The sequence below is a fragment of the Thalassospira tepidiphila MCCC 1A03514 genome, assembly GCF_001662875.1.
Taxonomy (GTDB): Bacteria; Pseudomonadota; Alphaproteobacteria; order Rhodospirillales; family Thalassospiraceae; genus Thalassospira; species Thalassospira tepidiphila.
This window is the reverse complement of record NZ_JPVZ01000003.1, coordinates 145,914-164,376: the sequence shown is the minus strand read 5'-3', so window position 1 is coordinate 164,376 and position 18,463 is coordinate 145,914. Positions and strand designations below refer to the sequence as shown.

The 18,463-nt window shown below is 55.2% G+C and carries 17 protein-coding genes; 10 read left to right on the top strand and 7 right to left on the bottom strand.

Going from position 1 to position 18,463, the window contains the following annotated elements; genetic code table 11:
- Window positions 1–51 precede the first annotated feature (51 nt).
- Window positions 52–1,407 (top strand): oxygen-independent coproporphyrinogen III oxidase, encoded by a 1,356-nt coding sequence (gene hemN / locus TH4_RS08010; RefSeq protein WP_064780610.1) that lies wholly within the window; start codon window positions 52–54, stop codon window positions 1,405–1,407.
- A 51-nt stretch (window positions 1,408–1,458) separates the two neighbouring features.
- Here the strand turns inward: hemN and TH4_RS08005 are convergent, their stop codons facing one another.
- Window positions 1,459–2,409 (bottom strand): EamA family transporter, encoded by a 951-nt coding sequence (locus TH4_RS08005; RefSeq protein WP_064780609.1) that lies wholly within the window; start codon window positions 2,407–2,409, stop codon window positions 1,459–1,461.
- Between the two features lie 82 nt (window positions 2,410–2,491).
- A complete protein-coding gene (locus TH4_RS08000; protein ID WP_064780608.1) occupies window positions 2,492–3,481 on the bottom strand; it encodes a mitochondrial fission ELM1 family protein in 990 nt (329 codons plus the stop codon).
- Between the two features lie 302 nt (window positions 3,482–3,783).
- Between TH4_RS08000 and TH4_RS07995 the strand changes: the two genes are divergently transcribed.
- The 8 genes from TH4_RS07995 (at window position 3,784) to TH4_RS07955 (ending at window position 13,148) form a co-directional block, all read left to right on the top strand.
- Window positions 3,784–5,736 carry a sensor histidine kinase gene (locus tag TH4_RS07995; RefSeq protein WP_245227789.1) on the top strand — a complete coding sequence of 651 codons (1,953 nt, stop codon included), beginning with the start codon at window positions 3,784–3,786 and terminating at the stop codon, window positions 5,734–5,736.
- Window positions 5,737–5,783: 47 nt separating this feature from the next.
- A complete protein-coding gene (locus tag TH4_RS07990; protein ID WP_064780606.1) occupies window positions 5,784–7,133 on the top strand; it encodes a sigma-54-dependent transcriptional regulator in 1,350 nt (449 codons plus the stop codon).
- A 323-nt stretch (window positions 7,134–7,456) separates the two neighbouring features.
- The gene (locus tag TH4_RS07985) at window positions 7,457–8,449 is read left to right on the top strand and encodes a TRAP transporter substrate-binding protein (protein WP_063087151.1); all 993 of its coding nucleotides are present in this window, start codon (window positions 7,457–7,459) and stop codon (window positions 8,447–8,449) included.
- 43 nt (window positions 8,450–8,492) lie between these two features.
- The gene (locus tag TH4_RS07980; protein WP_008891328.1) at window positions 8,493–9,062 is read left to right on the top strand and encodes a TRAP transporter small permease; all 570 of its coding nucleotides are present in this window, start codon (window positions 8,493–8,495) and stop codon (window positions 9,060–9,062) included.
- 22 nt (window positions 9,063–9,084) lie between these two features.
- Window positions 9,085–10,494, top strand: a complete 1,410-nt coding sequence (locus tag TH4_RS07975) for a TRAP transporter large permease (protein WP_008891327.1) — start codon at window positions 9,085–9,087, stop codon at window positions 10,492–10,494.
- A gap of 165 nt (window positions 10,495–10,659) precedes the next feature.
- Window positions 10,660–11,172: a DinB family protein gene (locus tag TH4_RS07970; RefSeq protein ID WP_083997017.1), complete on the top strand. Its 513-nt coding sequence runs from the start codon at window positions 10,660–10,662 to the stop codon at window positions 11,170–11,172.
- Window positions 11,173–11,370: 198 nt separating this feature from the next.
- On the top strand, window positions 11,371–12,588 hold the full coding sequence (locus tag TH4_RS07960; RefSeq protein WP_064780604.1) for a multidrug effflux MFS transporter: 1,218 nt from the start codon (window positions 11,371–11,373) through the stop codon (window positions 12,586–12,588).
- A 50-nt stretch (window positions 12,589–12,638) separates the two neighbouring features.
- Window positions 12,639–13,148 carry a DinB family protein gene (locus tag TH4_RS07955; RefSeq protein WP_083997016.1) on the top strand — a complete coding sequence of 170 codons (510 nt, stop codon included), beginning with the start codon at window positions 12,639–12,641 and terminating at the stop codon, window positions 13,146–13,148.
- 27 nt (window positions 13,149–13,175) lie between these two features.
- On the opposite strand, the gene TH4_RS07950 is transcribed toward TH4_RS07955, so the two are convergent.
- From TH4_RS07950 to TH4_RS07940, 3 genes are all read right to left on the bottom strand, one after another.
- The gene (locus TH4_RS07950; RefSeq protein ID WP_008891323.1) at window positions 13,176–13,961 is read right to left on the bottom strand and encodes an enoyl-CoA hydratase-related protein; all 786 of its coding nucleotides are present in this window, start codon (window positions 13,959–13,961) and stop codon (window positions 13,176–13,178) included.
- Between the two features lie 117 nt (window positions 13,962–14,078).
- A complete protein-coding gene (locus tag TH4_RS07945; protein ID WP_064780603.1) occupies window positions 14,079–15,803 on the bottom strand; it encodes a SulP family inorganic anion transporter in 1,725 nt (574 codons plus the stop codon).
- A gap of 128 nt (window positions 15,804–15,931) precedes the next feature.
- Entirely contained in the window at window positions 15,932–16,204 is a 273-nt protein-coding gene (locus tag TH4_RS07940) for a helix-turn-helix domain-containing protein (protein ID WP_064780602.1), read from the bottom strand.
- Window positions 16,205–16,466: 262 nt separating this feature from the next.
- Here TH4_RS07940 and TH4_RS07935 point away from each other — a divergent pair, with 262 nt between their 5' ends.
- Entirely contained in the window at window positions 16,467–17,156 is a 690-nt protein-coding gene (locus tag TH4_RS07935) for an orotate phosphoribosyltransferase (RefSeq protein ID WP_064780601.1), read from the top strand.
- An 85-nt stretch (window positions 17,157–17,241) separates the two neighbouring features.
- Here the strand turns inward: TH4_RS07935 and TH4_RS07930 are convergent, their stop codons facing one another.
- Both TH4_RS07930 and TH4_RS07925 read right to left on the bottom strand, forming a co-directional pair.
- Window positions 17,242–17,955 (bottom strand): glutathione S-transferase family protein, encoded by a 714-nt coding sequence (locus TH4_RS07930; RefSeq protein ID WP_064780600.1) that lies wholly within the window; start codon window positions 17,953–17,955, stop codon window positions 17,242–17,244.
- Between the two features lie 39 nt (window positions 17,956–17,994).
- The gene (locus TH4_RS07925; protein WP_064780599.1) at window positions 17,995–18,366 is read right to left on the bottom strand and encodes a VOC family protein; all 372 of its coding nucleotides are present in this window, start codon (window positions 18,364–18,366) and stop codon (window positions 17,995–17,997) included.
- Between the last annotated feature and the right edge of the window lie 97 nt (window positions 18,367–18,463).

Sequence of the window (18,463 nt, the reverse complement as noted above, 5' to 3'; positions counted from 1 at the left end):
AGTTTGGAATAATGCAAAAGACGGACAGAACGAATTTTCGGGATGTCCGTCATGCAGCTTGCCCTTTACGAAAAATACGACCTGCGACTGCCGCGCTATACCAGCTATCCGACCGCGCCGCATTTCCATGCCGATGTGAATGGCGAGGTGTTTGAAGGCTGGCTGGGTGATCTTGATCCCGCGCAACCTCTATCGCTTTATCTGCACGTCCCCTATTGCGAGGAAATGTGCTGGTTCTGCGGCTGCAACACCAAGATCACCAAAACTTACAAGCCGGTAAATGGCTATGTCACAGCCCTTCTGACCGAGATTGAAGGCACGCTTGGCAAACTGCCCACAGATCAGAAATTCACTGTGTCGCACATTCACTTTGGCGGCGGCAGCCCGACCATTCTCAAGGCCGATGATCTGCGCGCCATCATGGCCGCAATTCGTTGTCGCCTTGATATCCTTGAGGATGCCGAAATCGCCATTGAAATGGATCCGCGCACGGCGACCGATGACTTCATGGAAGCCATGGTCGAATGCGGCTTTAACCGTGCCAGTATCGGCATTCAGGACTTCAACCAACAGGTCCAGACGGCGGTCAACCGCATTCAAAGCATGCAGCTTGTCCGTGATGTGATTGCCAAATTGCGCTCGCACGGGATTGCCGGCATCAATGTCGATCTGATGTATGGCCTGCCGTTCCAGACCGTGGACTCACTGCGCGAAACGGTTGATCAGACTGTGGAGCTTTGCCCCGACCGGCTGTCGGTCTTTGGCTATGCCCATGTGCCATGGATGAAAAAGCATCAACAGCTTATCCCGACCGAGGCCCTGCCAAATACCGCGGAACGCTGGGCACAGTATGAGGAAATCCAGAACCGCCTTGCCAAGCATGGCTTTGTCGCCATCGGACTTGATCACTTCGCCCATCAGGCCGATAGCATGGCACGCGCCCTGTCTGATGGCCTGCTGCATCGGAATTTCCAGGGCTACACCACCGACCGGGCAGAAGCCGTGATCGGGTTTGGCCCGTCTGCGATTTCGTCCCTGCCGCAGGGTTATGCGCAAAATGACCCGGCGCTGGCCCGCTGGCAGCGCGTGGTCGAAGGTGGCAAATGCGCCATTGAAAAGGGCGTTGCCCTGACCAGCGACGACAAATTGCGCCGCGACATCATTAATGAGTTGATGTGCAATCTTGCCGTCGACCTTGAGCCGGTTTGCGCCAGCCACGGCATTTCGGCCGATCGCTTCGCGCCAGAGCTTGAGCGCATCAAGGCAATGACCCGGGATGGCATTGTCGAAGTTCAGGGGAATTACATTAAACTGAGCGAGTTGGGCCGTCCGCTGGTGCGTGCGGTTTGCGCCGCATTTGATACCTATCTCAACCACGCGCACGGGCGTCATTCACAGGCCGTTTGATAAACAAACACGCTGCAAGAAGGGAGCCAAATGGCTCCCTTTTTTCTCGGCTCAGGCCCCTTTGCGCAGGGTCAGAATGACAATACCGCTGACCACGACCAGACCGCCCAGCATCTGGATCGGGCTGATCATCTGTCCCAGAATGACCCAGCCAAACAGCAATGTCGCAATCGGCTCCATATTCATCACCGGCGCATTGCGCGCCATATCAAGGCGCGGCACATTGATGAACAAAACCGCGAACGCCCCGCCGTAAAGCAGCATCAAGGCCATAAGCCCCATCCATCCCGGCGTGGCATTCGGAAGCCCCATGCCACCCGGCACAACATCACCGATCCCGGCAATGATCATCGAAACAAAAACAACCAGCATGGTGAACATCGAACGGACCGGACCGCTGATCCCGGCAAGCTTGTGATCGGTCACCCAAAAAGCCACCGAAAGAACGGTCGCCGCCATCAGGGCAAAGCCGATGCCCAGCCACCAGCTTGACGTCACCTCTGCCCCACCGCCGAGAATACCCGGAAGATCAAGCGCCAACACAAGGCCCGACAGGATAAACAACATCAAACCTGCCGCGCGCAATGTCGGGCGCGGACCGCCAAGCCCCCATGTCAGCAAGGCAAGAATGATCGGGAACGTATTGGCCGTCAGCAACGCCAGGGCGACCGGCACACGGGCCACTGCGGAATAGAGACACAGGCTCTGGATCGTGATCATCAGGCCAAGCACCAATTGCCAGCGCACCAGCCCCCGCGGTAAACGAATGGAATGACGTTTGAAATAGACGATCGCAATCAGGATCGAAAGCGCAACAGCCGAGCGGCATAAAACAGCCAGAAGCAGCCCTGTCCCGTTTTCAAATGTCAGACGTGCGGCAACATGGTTTGCCGCAAAAAAGCAGGCAACAGCGGCCAAAATCGCAACAGCGATATGGCGTGGAAACAATTGCGGTGCGTTTAACGCACGCACAGCTGTGGGATCGGTCGAGGACGAAGACATCGGGGCGATATTCCTTGGTGGTGGTGCCCCGCGAATAGACCCGATACACCACGACAAAACAAGGTGTTATCGACCTTTCAGGTCAGGGAGCCCCCAAAAGCTCCAGACAGCGCTGCGCAACCATGCGGGCTGGCTGCAAGGACGGGTGCTTGAATGGCACCAGCTCTGTGTCGGGCAAAAGCGGTCGCGCATAACCGCCCTCATAAAGGCTTTGATGCAGGCGTTTGTGCCGTTTGTTGGCCAGACCATCGGGATCAAAGATATAGACGCCACCCGGCGCCGCCGCCGCCTCGCAACACATCGAAACGGAATCACTGGTCACGATCTTCACATCGGCAAGTGCTAGATAGCCGAAATACGAGTTTTCGGCCTGGGATGTCCAGTCATGCAGGTGATAAGGCACACCGGACGCTGCCAACCGCTCGGCAATCAGGGCTTCGTTTTCCACACCCGTACGGCGGCTGGTGGTGACAAGCAAAGACCCGTTGACCGCACTTGCGGCTTCAACCGCCTTGTCGATCAGTTGTTCTGCCATGTCTTTGGTAAAGGTCGTGCGCTTGGTACTTCCGCCAATGATCAGGGCAAACTTTGGCTCCGGCAGGCCTTTGAAATGCGGGCGCCATTTGTCGGCCTCGATCAAAAGCCTGCTTTCGGTCACACGGTGCGGCGCACCCGGGATTTCAACGATATTTTCACGAATGACAGAACGGTCATGTGCCGGAACGGCAATAAGATCAAAGGCACTTTCGAAGCCATCCGGGCGCATGATGATGCAAATGCGGGTATGGCCGCGACTTTGCTTTTTGATCCAGCGTGCCACGGGCGCTGAACGCCGCCCGCAACAGATGACAAGATCCGGCCAGGGTGCCACCAGTCGCCTGCGCGATGCCTCATCAATCCCGATCAGACTGGTTCTGCGGATAAAGTTCGGAAGACGCACAAATTTCGTAAACCCGATATCAATGCGCTTGAAAGGCTGTGCCAATGCCTCGGCAACCCCCAAACACTGATTGACATTGCCGGTCCGGTCATCGGCCAGAACCCAGATCAGGTGTGTGTCTTCGTCGCTCATGCAGGGAACTTTCCTGACAGGTTTGTTCGGGCTTGATCAACCGTGCATAAATGTGGTCTGAAAATCCCGCGGATGCTTTCCTGATAGGTACAGCCTGATCCAACGATTATCAAGCATGACAAGCATCGGTAAAATTTGCGCTGGGCTTTGAAATCTTTTTGTAATCTAATCCCGACGCCCCACCTTTAAGGGAAGACTTCCCACCCTTAAGAAGGGGTCGATCAAAGCCCAACGCCAACGTGGACAGAATGCTGAACTCTTCGGTTTCAATCAAAAGAATATCCCGGATCGTATTATGCGGTTTGCTTGCACTGCTGCCGGTAACCGTATGGTTGGTCACGACGTTCTGGCATGAGGCAAAGCTGATCGACATCACAGAAGATGGCCGCAACAAGCTTGAGCTATATCGATCCAACCTTCAGGGCGCGATCAAGGAACATGAATATCTGCCGATTACGCTGGCATCGGATAAACGCATCATCGATCTTGCAATTCATGCCGATCCGGTGATCGCCAAGGCCGTCAACATTTACCTTGAAAAACTGGCCGCCGACAGCGGCGCCTCAGACATCTATTTCATGGATCAAAATGGCGACACCCTGGCTGCCAGCAACTGGAACAGCGATGCATCCTTTATCGGGCGCAACTTTTCATTCCGCCCCTATTTCCAGCAGGCCAAAAGCGGCCTGACCGGTCATTACTTTGCCTTCGGGATTACCTCCAACGTACCGGGTTATTATATCTCCCACCCGGTGCGCCCGGACGGGACGAGTTTTGCAGGGGCCGTGGTGGTCAAAACCCACCTTGAAACCCTTGTGCAACGTTGGGCACGCGGCAGCGAAAGCGTTCTGGTCACCGATCAGAATGGAGTCGTTATCATTTCATCCAACCTCGATTGGCGGTTTCGCGACCTTGCCGGGCTTAGCAACAATGACCGCCCCCGCCTGATCGCGTCGCGCAAATATGGTGACTACCCACTTGAACCCATGCCTTTGCTGGATGGGGCATGGCCGGTTGACGATAACCCGGCAATCCTCAGCCTCGGCCCGGTTGCCAGCGAGGACGAGGCACGAACCGCCAACGAACAAGCAACCGGTAAAGTGCAAACGCGCCAGACGACGCCAGACAAGACAACTTATCTCGTGACGGCAAGCACACTTCCCAAGCAGGGCTGGCGGATGTTTCTTTTGACCGATAAATCCGTGCTGGATCGATCCGTAATCAGTGCCGGTGCAATGGGCGGGGCTGCGCATATCATTCTGACCGGACTGATTTTCATCATCCTGCAACGCCGGCGCGCGATGCTTGAACAGCTTGAAATCCGCGACTGGTCGCAACGCGAACTGGAACGTCAGGTTCGCCTGCGCACGACCGATCTCATGAACACCAACCAGCGCCTGGCAGAAGAAATTACCGAGCGATCCCGTACCGAAGACGCGCTGCGCACGGCACAGGCCGAACTGGTCCAAACCAGCAAGCTTGCCGCCCTTGGTCAGATGTCCGCCGGGATCGCCCACGAAATCAACCAGCCCCTGACCGCCATCCGGAACTATGCGGAAAACGCGATGAAGTTCATCGCACGCGACAATAAGGAAACGGCAAACCGCAATCTGCAACGGATTTCAGAACTGACCGACCGCATGGGGCGCATTACCGGCAACCTCAAAACATTTTCGCGCCGCCCGGAACAGGATAATCATCCGGTCGATGTCCCGGCCCAGATGCAAATGGCAATTGATCTTGCGATCGAAAGCGGGCGCGCAGGTGTCGAAAACATCACCCTGCACCAGCATGGCGATGTCAAACACGTCATCGCGGAGGCCAATCAGCTGACCCAGGTCTTTACCAATCTGATCAATAACGCGGCGGATGCCTGCCAGAATATGGCCAACCCCGAAATCGATATCGCGATCACCGGCGGCGAAGACCGTGTGATTGTGAAGGTCAATGACAACGGGCATGGCATTTTGCCAGACAACCTGCCCAAGCTTTTTGATCCCTTCTTTACCACCAAACCGTTTGGGGATGGCCTGGGGCTTGGGCTTTCGATCTGTTATGGCATCATTCGAAGCTTCGGCGGAACGCTCCGTGCGGAAAACCGCCCGCAAGGCGGCGCATCCTTCATTGTCGAGCTCCGCTATGATGGCCCCGGCGATACGGAGCCGAAAAACAGCATCTCGACGCCCGCCTTCACGGCTGCTAAAACACCCTCAGAAACCCGCACATACCTTGCAAACCATCACGATCAGGGCTGACACACAAATTGTCCTCTGATCCAGTTATCGGGTCAAAGGATAAGCCAGTGCCAACCAGTGCCGAATGCGTTCTGTTTGTTGATGACGACGAAGATGTGCGTGAAGCCGCACAGCAAACGCTGGAGCTTGCCGACATCCCTGTCGAAGTGTTCTCGGACGCCGCATCTGCGGTTGAACGCCTGAAAAAGGGCTGGCCGGGTGTAGTGATTTCCGACATTCGCATGCCGAAGATGGATGGCCTTGATCTGCTGACAGAAGTCAAAAAGATCGATCCGGAAATGCCGGTTATTCTGGTCACCGGGCATGGTGATGTCGCAACCGCCGTTCAGGCCATGCATGACGGGGCTTTTGACTTTATCGAAAAGCCCTATGCCCCGGATCTGTTCATCGACATTACCCGCCGCGCAATGAGCCACCGCGCCCTTGTGCTTGAAAACCGCACACTCAAGATCGAACTCGCACGACATTCCAAAAACGCATCGGACTTCATTGGTCGCAATCCGGCAATGGAAAAGCTCCGTACCCTGATCGGCAATGTCGCGGCCACCAACGCCCATGTCCTGATCAATGGCGAAACCGGATCGGGCAAGGAAGTGATCGCGCGCAATCTGCATGAAATGTCGGGGCGTCCCGGCCCGTTTGTGGCGGTGAATTGCGGCGGCATGCCCGAACATCTGATTGAATCAGAACTGTTTGGTCACGAAGCCGGCGCCTTTACCGGGGCAGATCACAAACGCATCGGCAAGTTCGAATTTGCCGACAAGGGCACGCTGTTCCTTGATGAAATCGAAAGCATGCCGCTGGCGCTGCAAATCAAATTGCTGCGGGTTTTGCAAGAACGCGCGGTAGAACGGCTTGGATCGAACCGGGTTCTGCCGATCGACTTGCGGGTTATTGCTGCAACCAAGGTTGATCTGAGGTCGGCGTCGGCACGCGGTGCGTTCCGCGAAGATCTTTATTATCGCCTGAATGTCGTGCAACTGCATATCCCCCCGCTTCGTGATCGCAAGGATGACATCGCGCTGTTGTTTGAATACTTCACCCGTGATGCCGCCAAGCGGTTCGACCGTACCGTCACCGCCTTGAGTGCGGCGGAACTGGCACGGTTCAATGCCTATGACTGGCCGGGCAATGTACGCGAACTCCGCAATGCCGCCGAACGCCGGGTGCTTGGTCTTGATCCCCTGGCAAACAGCGAGGATGGCGAAGACAGTTATGCCGTCCCCCTGCCCCAGCAAGTCGAGGCATTTGAAAAAAGCCTGATTACCGAAGCCCTGCGCGAACATGGCGGCAATGTAACGGCCACGGTCAGTGCGCTTGGCGTCCCGCGCAAGACGTTTTACGACAAGCTGACCAAATACAACATTGTCCCGGCCGAATTCCGACGCCCGCGCTAATCAACCGATCACGAGCCCGTCAGTTAGACGGGCTTTTTTTTCGTCATCCGATCCTTCAACTCTGGATCCGGCACCCTGTGCGGTCTGTCGCACATTAGCATGAAATTCGTGTGCGCCTTCACACACGAAATAGCCAAAATTTGCTGCATCGCAGCAACGTGAAATTCACCTTATTTCATTGATATAATTACATAAATCCAACTGATTTCGAACTGGCCCAGTGCTTGCTGATTACGGCACAGCGCCAAACGGCGTTTTAGAACGACGCCAAAAATGGCGCGCTAACGGGAAAACAGATTTAATTCATCAAGGGAGACGTTTTGATGCGTCCTATCAGCAAAAGCATTCTTGCTGCTGGCGTTGCTGCCGCAGCACTTCTGGGGTCCAACTTTGCCGCGTCGGCACAGGAAGTGATCAAGTTCGCGCACGTTGTTGCGCCGAACACCCCGAAAGGCCAGGGTGCCGACTTCTTCAAAAAGCGCGCCGAAGAAATCCTCGGCGACAAGGTCCAGATCGAAATCTATCCGAACTCACAGCTGTTTGATGACGACAAGGTTCTTGCCGCCATCCTGCGTGGTGACGTTCAATTCGGTGCACCGTCGCTTGCGAAATTCGGCAAATGGACCAAGAAACTTCAGGTCTATGATCTTCCGTTCCTGTTCAAGGACATGGATGCGGTTTCCTGCTTCCAGAACGGCGAAAAAGGTCAGGAACTGCTGAACGCGATGTCGTCCAAAGGCCTGACCGGTGTCGGTTACTGGCACAATGGCCTGAAACAGCTTTCGGCCAACAAGCCGCTGCGCGCACCGGAAGATGCTGCTGGTCAGAAATTCCGTATTCAGTCGTCTGACGTGATCGCCGCCCAGTTCGAAGCTGTTGATGCGGTTCCGCAGAAAATGGCCTTCTCGGAAACCTATTCGGCCCTTCAGACCGGCGTTGTTGACGGTCAGGAAAACACCTGGTCGAACATCTATTCCAAGAAGTTCTTCGAAGTTCAGGATTATATCACCGAATCCAACCACGGTCTGCTTGATTACATGGTTGTGACCTCGACCAAGTGGTGGGACGGTCTGGATCCGGAAATCCGCGACGGCCTTGCGCAGGCGATGAAAGAAGCCAGCGACTATGCAAACGGCCTGTCGGCGGAACTGACCGCTGAACAGCGTCAGGCAGTTATTGACTCCGGCGAAACCGAAATCCTGCAGCTTTCCGGTGAAGAATTCGCCAAATGGCAGACTGCAATGAAACCGGTTTGGGATGAGTTCTCTGGCGATATCGGCCAGGACATTATCGACGCCGCTGCTGCGTGCAACTGATCCGTACTTTTTTCCCAACATCATCGGAAAAGGGCCGTTCAAGATGATCTCAACGGTCGTTAACCGGCTGGAGGAGGGCATTATTGCCCTCCTGCTCGCCGCTATGACATCGCTTACCTTTGTAAACGTCGTCATGCGTTACGTGTTCAATTCCGGCCTGACCTGGGCCTTGGAAACCACGGAATTTCTTTTTGCCTGGCTGATCCTGTTTGGCATGTCCTATGGGGTCAAGGTTGGGTCGCACATCGGGGTGGACGCCCTCGTTCGCCTGTTCCCCAAGAATGCCCAGCGCGTCATCGGTTTGATCGTCGTCGCGGCCGGCATTCTGTATTCGAGCTGGCTGATTATTGGTGGCTGGGAGCTGGTCAGCTTCAACCACATGCTTGAAATGGAAGCCGAAGACAGCCCGATCATGCTGTGGATCGTCTATCTGATCATGCCGGTGGGTGCCGCTTTGCTGGCGTTCCGTCTGGCACAGGTTGGTTGGCGCATCATTACCGGCCAACAGGTTGGCTTCAATCTGGCTGACGAAGCACGCGAAGCAATTGATCAGCTTGGCGCAAGCACCGTGGAGGACGACAAGTCCGCCACCGCTTCGACGCCAAAATCGTAAGCCGGACAGGGGGAACATTCAAATGACTATCGCATTCCTGTTTATCCTGCTGTTTGGCTTGATGGCGCTTGGTGCACCGATTGCCATTTCGCTGGGTGTTGCGTCGCTTTCGACCATCCTTCTTTTTGGCGACGACAGCCTTGCCACCCTGGCAGAAAAGCTTTTTGGCGGGATGGAACACTACACTCTTCTTGCCATTCCCTACTTCATTCTGGCATCTGCCTTCCTGTCGACCGGCGGCGTTGCCCGTCGCCTGATCCGCTTTGCCATTGATACCGTGGGCTGGTTCCCCGGTGGTCTTGCCATGGCATCGGTTCTGGCCTGCATGCTGTTTGCCGCTGTTTCGGGATCAAGCCCGGCGACCGTCGTTGCCATCGGCTCCATCGTGATTGCCGGTATGGTGCGCGCAGGTTACCCGCAAAGCTTTGCGGCTGGTGTGATCTGTAATGCCGGTACGCTTGGCATTCTGATCCCGCCATCGATCGTGATGGTTGTTTACGCCGCCGCGACCGAGGTTTCGGTTGGACGCATGTTCCTTGCTGGCGTTATTCCGGGGATCATGGTCGGCCTGATGTTGATGATTGCGATCTATATTGTCGCACGCATCAAGAAACTGCCAAGCCAGCCCCGCCCGACCCTTGGTGAATGGGGCGGTGCGCTGTTTTCGGCATCGGGTGGACTGTTACTGGTTCTGCTGATCATGGGTGGCATTTATGGCGGGGTCTTCACCCCGACAGAGGCCGCGGCGGTTGCTGCGTTCTATGCCATGTTTGTTGCCGTCCTGTTTTACCGCGACATGGGCCCGATCAAGGAACTTTCATGGGTGCCTGAAAACGGCAATACCGGCATTGGCAGCCTGATGGCGCACAACCTTCCGAAAATGGGCAAGGCACTGGTCCTGATCCCGTTTGACAAGGAAGTCCGCCACGTCCTGCTCGATGCGGGCAAGGTCACGATCATGCTGATGTTCATCATCGCCAACGCGATGCTGTTTGCCCATGTTCTGACCTCTGAACGCATCCCGCACACCATTGCCGAAACCATCATTGGATGGGGTCTTCCGGCGTGGGGCTTCCTGATTGTCGTCAACATCGTTCTTTTGATTGCCGGCAACTTCATGGAACCATCGGCGATCCTTCTGATCATGGCGCCGATCCTGTTCCCGATTGCCATGCAGCTGGGCATTGATCCGATCCATCTGGGCATCATCATGGTGGTCAATATGGAAATCGGCATGATCACGCCGCCGGTCGGATTGAACCTGTTTGTGACATCCGGGATTACCGGCATGCCGTTGCTTAAGGTCGTGAAGGCCGCCTTCCCGTGGCTTCTGATCCTGCTGGGCTTCCTGATCCTGATCACCTATGTCCCGGTGATATCGACCTGGCTTCCGACCACCCTGATGGGTCCGGAACGGATCATGACCCACTAACCGGGTTTGATCGCAAACACACAAAAATCAAGGGCGGCATTCAATCGGATGCCGCCCTTGCTGTATTTCAGTGCCACGGTCCGCGACATGCGGTAGTATTGGTTAAACCCATGACAACCAAGAAAAACCAGGCCTGATTGCGCCTCTGGAAGGAGCGGTTTCAAAATGTCCAAGATGAATTTCAACGACTATGGCCGCTGCATGGCGACCTATAACAGCTGGCAAAACGGCGTGCTGTTTGACCTCTGTGATCAGATCGGCGATGTCGAACGGCGGATGGATCGCAATATGTTCTTTGGCTCCATCCACAACACGCTAAACCATATCCTGTATGTTGATCTGCGCATTCTGACCATCCTGCGCACCGGTGAAGCCGGTCCGTTCGAACCAACCACCATCGTTGCCGACGATTTCGAAACGCTTAAGGCCATGCGGGCCGAAGTCGATGCCGACATCACCGAATTCGTCGAAGGCACCGATCACAGCTGGCAGGATGAAATCCGCGAACTTCCCTTCCCCGATGGTGTCACCCGCAAACTCCCCCGACAGCTGTTTCTGGTGCAACTGTTCAATCATCAAACCCATCATCGTTCTCAGATCACAAGTGAACTGCACAAGATGGGCCTTGATTACGGCAACACGGATGTGCCCTACACGCCCGATCTGCCAATAAGCTAAGACGCAATCCAAGCAACCGCTGGCAGAAGCCTGAATTTTATGGATAATACAGGGCTCGGGATTAACATATCCGACGCCCCACATTGCTGCGCCTTGGTCACTTTGCTTACCTGCGCGTGCTTGCATACTTCGCGCAACGCGTGCCCTCTGATCGGGGGCTCTGACCCGCCGCCAAACACTGAACGGAATTGATTGCGCATGTCCACGCCCCTGCCCGGCGCATCGCTTGACCCGAAAAAGCTTGCCATCTTGCTTGCTGCACTGGTTGCGACGGCACCATTTGCCATTGATACCTACCTGCTGGCGATCCCGGCAATGGCGCGCGACTTTGGCGAAGCCACCCATGCTGTCGAAGTCTCCGTCAGTACTTTCTTGATCGGATTTGCCTTGGGGCAACTGATCGGCGGACCGCTGTCTGACCGGATTGGTCGACGGCCCATCGCCTTGGTCGGGTTGGTCATCTATATTGTCACTAGCGCGATCATCACCACCGTCGACAGCGCCTTTTCGCTGAATGTCATGCGCTTTTTCCAGGCGATTGGCGGCGGATTTTCGATTGTGATTGTCGGGGCGTCGGTGCGCGATCTGTTTGAAGGCAAGGAAGCTGCGCGCATGTTTGCGCTGATTGCGGTGATCATGATGATTGCACCGCTTGTCGCGCCAACCATCGGCTCGTTACTGCTGGTCTGGTCAACATGGCAGTCGATCTTTGTGCTGCTGATTGTCTATGGCAGCCTGATGCTTGCCATCGTTTACCTGAAACTGCCCGAAACAAGCTTGATGCGCCGACGCCATCCCGGCCCGGTGCGCCGGGTCTGGTGGACTTATCTGGAAGTCCTGCGCACACGCAAGGCGGTTGGTTTTATGCTGACCCATGCCGGGGCCAGTGCGGTGATGTTCAGCTTTGTCACCGACAGCCCGTTTATGTATATCGATTTCTTTGGCGTGCCGCAGGCATACTTCCCCTATCTGTTCGGGGCCAATGTTGCGGTGATTATCATCTGTAACCGGCTCAACAACCCGTTGCTCAAACGCCTCGAATGTCATCAGATTCTAAAAATCGGCACCGGCATTCAACTTGTCGCGACCATCGGCTTGTTCATTGCGACAAATGTCTTTGAACCAAGCTTGTGGACAGTGGTGCCATTCATCATGTTCTCGGTCGGACTGATCGGTCTGACGGCCCCGAATGCCACGGCATCCTTCATGCAGTATTTCCCGTATATCGGCGGTACGGCGACGGCCCTTTTAGGGACGATCCAGTTCGCCACCGGCGCGGTTGCAGGCATCGTCATCGGTCATTTTCACGACAACACTTTGTTGCCACTGACCGTATCGATGCTGGGCTTTGCGATTTTTGCCAATCTGATGGTCCATTTTATGGCCGACGCAAAACAGACAGAATCCCCCACCTGATCACGCTGCTGATCACACCGCCCCGCCACCCTCATTTCAGGATATCTTCAATGGCCCGGATGACATTTGACGACTATGGCTGCGCAATGGCCAAATACAACACGTGGCAGAACAGCGTCCTTTATGATCTTTGCGATCAGATTGGCGACGAAGAACGCCGTCGTGATCGCGGCATGTTCTTTAAGTCGATCAATGCCACCCTTAATCATCTGGTGCATATCGACCGTCGTATTCTCAGCATCATGAAAACCGGAAACGCCCCGGCCTATGACGCCCACACCCAGGTCGCCGATGATTTTGATGAGTTGCGCCAAATCCGCCGCGAACTTGATGCCGAGATCGAGGCATTTGTCGCCTCGGACGATCGTGACTGGCAGGATGGATATCGCGAATTCACCGGTGTCGACGGCATTACCCGCGACCTGCCCCGCCCGCTATTTTTGGTGCAATTCTTCAATCACCAAACCCATCACCGTTCCCAGATCACCAGCGAATTGCACAAGATGGGCATTGATTACGGCGTCACCGACGTGCCATTGACACCGGATTTGGGACTTTAATAGGCCGACTGTTAAAGCCATTTCTGCCTATTTCCCGGTGAAGACCGGTTTGCGCTTTTCAAGAAACGCAGTGTAGCCTTCCTTGAAATCGGCACTTTCAAAGGCGCGGTAGCCTTCATCAAATTCATGCATATCAATTGAGCCACCCTGGCGCAGACGGTTCAGCATGCTTTTGTGTGCGCGCTGCGTCAGCGGCGCACCACCGGCGATGCGTTTGCCGGTCTTGGCGACTTCTTCGTCAAACACCTCAAGTGCCACATGACGGGCGATAAAGCCGATCTCGCGCGCCCGGACGACATCAAAAACCTGCCCTTCAAGCAGGATTTCAAACAAAGCTGCCTCACCCAGCAGATCAAGCATGATTTCAAGTTCGGGATAGCCAAGTGTCGCGCCAAGCTTCATCGGCGGTACAGCGAATTTTGCGTTATCGGCGGCAATGCGCATGTCGCATGCTGCTGCCAGCACGAATGACGCCCCCATACACGGGCCATCAATTGCGGCAATCACCGGATGGGTGCAGTTCTGAATGGTCTGAAGCGCCTCGGCATGCAGCATGCCGTAATCGCGCGCTTTCTCGAACCCGGACCGTTCACGCACGAATTCATGAATATCTGCCCCGGCACCAAAACCGGCCCCTTCGCCACCGCGAATAATCACGCAGCGCAGATCAAGATCATCCGACAATTCGTGGACAATCGTCGCCAACGCGCCCCACATTGGTTTGGTCAGGGCGTTTTTGCGTTCCGGCTGACAGATCGTGATGGTGGCTACACGATCATCAATGGTGACATTCAGTCCGGTCTGATCAGTCATGGCATTTCCTTTTGGGGCTTGCTGTTTGGGCACAGCTTAAATCGGCATAACGATACCGAATAAACCCAAAATGCTGTTTTGCCAACAAAAGACCAATTGGTTGCGCCCGGACTGCGGTTAATCCCGCAACGTGCCAAGCTTTTCGCCCAGCCATTTGACAGCCTGTTCAACATCCGCCTCGTAATGGATTGCTGGCGGCTTCATGCCGTGGACAAACAAATCGCGCCGGATATCGTGTTTCGTGCCGCTAAAGACAATCAGCCCGCCCCGGCTGCGCACTTTTTGAACCAAACTTGCCAGCGTATTGGCGGCCGTGGAATCAAGAAAAGGCACGGCTGAAAAATCAACAACCAGTGCGCGGCGCGTATCACCGATCCGATCCAGCACCGATCCGAAAGCCGCCGTCGCCCCAAAGAAAAAGACACCGGAAATTCGGTAAACAACGATGTCGGGATCACCGGCCGATACGGGGTCCGATGCCATCAAGACCACCTGATTATCCGCCCGGTCTTCGGCAACGAAAGGTGTGGCACTTTCGATATCGGCCATCCGTGACATACGCCGGATGAATAGAACCGATCCCAATGCAAACCCGACAACAATCGCCTCAAGCAGATCGCGAAACACAGTCAGAAGCAACGTTGTCAGCAAAACCGCCGCATCACCGCGCGATGATCGCAGCAAAGTAACGATGGCGTGCTTTTCGATCATGTTCCAGGCAACGGTCGCCAACAGACCGGCAAGGCATGCCAGGGGAATGAACCCCGCCAAGGGGGCCGCAATCAGAATGAACAGCAACAGGAACACACCGTGCAAAATTCCGGCGATCGGACCGTGCGCCTTGGATCGCACATTGGTTGCTGTGCGCGCGATGGTGCCGGTAACGCAAATGCCCCCGAACAGGCCCGAGGCAACGTTTGCAACACCCTGTGCCACCAGTTCGCAGTTTGATCTGTGACGACGTCCCGTCATGCCATCGGCCACCACAGCAGACAGCAGCGACTCAATCGCCCCCAAAAGCGCAAAGGCAATGGCGTTTGGCAGCACGGCCTGCGCCTTGGCAAAATCAATATCAGGCAAGGATGGCATTGGAAAACTGCTTGGAATGCCGCCGTAAATACTGCCGATCGTTGCGACCGGAAGATCAAACACAGCCGTTATCAACGCGGCACCGACCACGGCAATCAGCATACCCGGCCAATGCGGGCGAACATATTTAAGCCCGACAATCACCAGAATAGTCGAGCCTGACAGCATCACGGTCGCAATATCCATACTTGGCAAAGCGGCCCAGATAACCGGCAATTTTTCCAGAAACGGTCCCGGCTCCGGACCACCAAGATCAAGTCCAAGCAGGTCCTTGATCTGGCTGGCAAAGATGATGAAGGCAATCCCGGCGGTAAATCCAACCGTCACCGGATAGGGAATAAACTTGATATAGGTGCCCAGCCTGAACAGGCCGATCAGAACCAGAAGCACGCCCGCCATGATCGTTGCCAGCAACAAGCCATCCATGCCGTGCGCCTGAACAGTGGCTGCGACCAGTACAATAAACGCACCCGCCGGCCCCCCGATCTGAAACCGGCTCCCGCCCAGAAGCGAGACCAGTATCCCGCCAATAATCGCGGTATAAAGGCCTTGTGCCGGTGTCGCCCCGGATGCAATTGCAATCGCCATCGACAATGGCAAGGCAACGATGGCAACGGTCAGCCCGGCAATCGCATCTGCGCGCAATTGCGCAAGACCATACCCTTCACGCAGAACGGTGATCAGTTTCGGTGTAAACAGTTCGACAAAATCCGGCTTGGGATACCGGCTTTTCTCTGGATTTGCTGGCTTCATTTTGCTTGGCACCCTCGTTGGGTGATTGCACACATCATGTTCCCGGCGGGGCCGGGATGATACAGGCCCTTACCGATCAGCCGTCACCAAGTTTGGCGACTGCACGATCCGGCATTTTTGACTGCACGCTAATCGTTTCTCGATTGTCGGGTTTCGGCTTCCTTCAGCCGAACACCCCGACCGGCCCCCATACTCGGAGCCTGTTCGCCAATAAGCTCGATACCTGCACGGTCAAGCGCCTCAACCACCTTTGAAAGGGTATCTACGACTCCTCGTACATTGCCCTGACTGGCTTCCATGCGCTGAATGGTCGGAACCGAGACGCCTGACATTTCTGCCAGCATTTTCTGATCAATTCCCAAAAGGGCCCGCGCGGCCCGCATCTGTCCGGCTGTAATCATCAAGTCACCCTTCCAACAGGCAGATCATCAAACTCCAGATGTAACAAATTCACCATATAACTTCAATTATGATATCTCAGATATCACTACTGGCGCATTATGTATCATCCTGACAACGACAGCACCCCACCTGAAACCCCTTGCTCGGGCAACAGAAACCGCAAAGAAACCTGACCAAATGGTCAGCGGCTTTTCTTTGCGCTTTTCGGCCAAAAGCGCTAAGAGGTCCGCAAATAGTCGATCCGGAGAAGGTATAGCCGCCATGACCACTGAAAAACCGACCGCGCATTGCACCTATGCTGCCAAAACTGTCGCCAAGATTTTGCTGGATATCGGGGCTGTGAATTTCCGCCCGGAAGAGGCCTATATCCTGACATCCGGCTGGGCCAGCCCGGTTTACATCGATTGCCGCAAACTGATTTCCTTCCCGCGCGCACGCCGCAAGGTCATTGAACTCGCCGCCCGTCAGGTATCCGATGCAGCTGGCTACGAGGCCTTTGACGCGGTTGCTGGTGGTGAAACGGCTGGTATCCCCTATTCCGCATGGCTCGCCGATGCGCTTGACCTGCCGATGCAGTATGTCCGCAAAAAGCCCAAGGGCTTTGGCCGCAAAGCCCGCATCGAAGGCGACATCCATGAAGGCCAGCGGGTTCTTCTGGTCGAAGACCTTGCAACTGACGGCGCATCAAAGGTCAACTTCGTCAACGCCATCCGCGAAGCCGGTGCCGAGTGCAAACATGCCTTTGTCGTCTTCTTCTATGACATCTTCGAAGGTGCGCTTGACGAACTGCGCAAGGACGACATCGAAATGCATTACCTTGCAACCTGGGCCGATATCCTCGCCGTTGCCGAAGAAGGCGAATATTTCAGCAAGGATGCCATCGAAGGTGTGCGTTCCTTCCTGAACGACCCGATCGGCTGGTCAAAGGCCAATGGCGGCAAGCACGACTAAGCTGCAACAGTCCTAAAAAACAAAACGCCCGCACGATAACTTCGGCGGGCGTTTTTTATTGCCTTTATGGCGGCTCACAGCGCAATCACATCACAGACTTGGCGGTCGCAAGGACGATGCTGTCTTGCGGTATCATGCGTAAACGGTTTGCCAGATATCCGTCCTTGCACGCGATGAATTCGTGCAGTTCCTGATAATAGGTGGTGGGCACTGCGTTTCGGACCGTCTCGTGCTTGGCCAAATCGCTAGCCCAGCCGCGCAACCCGGGAAAGCCGGCAAACAGATCCCGGTTCAGCCCGACCGCGATCAAGGCAAAAGGCCGAAAAACCGTCGCAAAAACGATATCAAGCATCGAAAGGTCTGTGTCCGTGTCCAAGGCCTGTGGCGATATCAGATCCGACACAATCGACATCTGTTTGTGGATCTGATGCATCGTCGCATCAACGCTGCTTTCAGACAGATCGCGATAAATCAGATCCGCGGTAAGCGATAATAGCTTATCGCCAATCGCAATCACCGCCTGCGCCAAGGCAAGATCATAGGCATCCGCCCCACACGGTTTTTTACCCGTTATTGCCTCAAGGTACTGACAGATGGCGGCGGCCTCAAACAAGGTCCGCTCATCATCAACCACCAGAACGGGAACGTTTCCGGTCGGGCTAAGTGCCAGAAACCAGTCGGGTTTGGCATCAAGGGCGATGTCTGTGCGTTTATGGGCAATGCCATTTTGCGCCAGAACCATCGCCACACGCTGGACATAGGGGCAAAGTCGGTGACCGATCAAATGATATGATGACATCAGCTCCACTCCCGCGCCGCATCACAACCAATCATCGCCTTAGCCCATATGATGGATGTTGAGTTTGTTACCATCGGGATCGCGGAAGTAGGCGGCGTAAAACCCGTTTTCATGGCGCTGTCCCGGCTCACCTTCCGACGTTGCACCAAGCGAGATCGCCTTTTTATAAAGCACATCGACCTGATCACGTGACGCGGCTGAAAGGGCGATCATCGTGCCATTTCCAACCGTTGCCGCATTCCCGTCAAACGGAACATGCACCGAAAATGCCGGGCTGTTTTCGCCAGCACTCCAGACGATAAAGTCCGGCTGTTCAAAGACGCGCTGTGCCCCAAAATCGGCAAGCAATGCGTCATAGAACGCGCCCGAACGCGATAGATCATTGGTGCCGAGTGATGTGTATCCGATCATGTTTTCTTTCCTGACATATGAAGGTGAATTCCTTGATACCGTCACCGTAAGGAATTTCACTTTTGCAATACATAGGCAATTTTGTAGTATCTGATTG

What these genes read in the sequence shown, in the direction of transcription:
- TH4_RS07975 (WP_008891327.1), top strand. Translation starts at nt 9,085, where the DNA reads ATGACTATCGCATTCCTGTTTATCCTGCTGTTTGGCTTGATGGCGCTT.
- TH4_RS08005 (WP_064780609.1), bottom strand. Translation starts at nt 2,409, where the DNA reads ATGTCTTCGTCCTCGACCGATCCCACAGCTGTGCGTGCGTTAAACGCA.
- TH4_RS07940 (WP_064780602.1), bottom strand. Translation starts at nt 16,204, where the DNA reads ATGATTACAGCCGGACAGATGCGGGCCGCGCGGGCCCTTTTGGGAATT.
- hemN (WP_064780610.1), top strand. Translation starts at nt 52, where the DNA reads ATGCAGCTTGCCCTTTACGAAAAATACGACCTGCGACTGCCGCGCTAT.
- TH4_RS07985 (WP_063087151.1), top strand. Translation starts at nt 7,457, where the DNA reads ATGCGTCCTATCAGCAAAAGCATTCTTGCTGCTGGCGTTGCTGCCGCA.
- TH4_RS07980 (WP_008891328.1), top strand. Translation starts at nt 8,493, where the DNA reads ATGATCTCAACGGTCGTTAACCGGCTGGAGGAGGGCATTATTGCCCTC.
- TH4_RS07950 (WP_008891323.1), bottom strand. Translation starts at nt 13,961, where the DNA reads ATGACTGATCAGACCGGACTGAATGTCACCATTGATGATCGTGTAGCC.
- TH4_RS07945 (WP_064780603.1), bottom strand. Translation starts at nt 15,803, where the DNA reads ATGAAGCCAGCAAATCCAGAGAAAAGCCGGTATCCCAAGCCGGATTTT.
- TH4_RS07960 (WP_064780604.1), top strand. Translation starts at nt 11,371, where the DNA reads ATGTCCACGCCCCTGCCCGGCGCATCGCTTGACCCGAAAAAGCTTGCC.
- TH4_RS07925 (WP_064780599.1), bottom strand. Translation starts at nt 18,366, where the DNA reads ATGATCGGATACACATCACTCGGCACCAATGATCTATCGCGTTCGGGC.
- TH4_RS08000 (WP_064780608.1), bottom strand. Translation starts at nt 3,481, where the DNA reads ATGAGCGACGAAGACACACACCTGATCTGGGTTCTGGCCGATGACCGG.
- TH4_RS07970 (WP_083997017.1), top strand. Translation starts at nt 10,660, where the DNA reads ATGTCCAAGATGAATTTCAACGACTATGGCCGCTGCATGGCGACCTAT.
- TH4_RS07930 (WP_064780600.1), bottom strand. Translation starts at nt 17,955, where the DNA reads ATGTCATCATATCATTTGATCGGTCACCGACTTTGCCCCTATGTCCAG.
- TH4_RS07935 (WP_064780601.1), top strand. Translation starts at nt 16,467, where the DNA reads ATGACCACTGAAAAACCGACCGCGCATTGCACCTATGCTGCCAAAACT.
- TH4_RS07955 (WP_083997016.1), top strand. Translation starts at nt 12,639, where the DNA reads ATGGCCCGGATGACATTTGACGACTATGGCTGCGCAATGGCCAAATAC.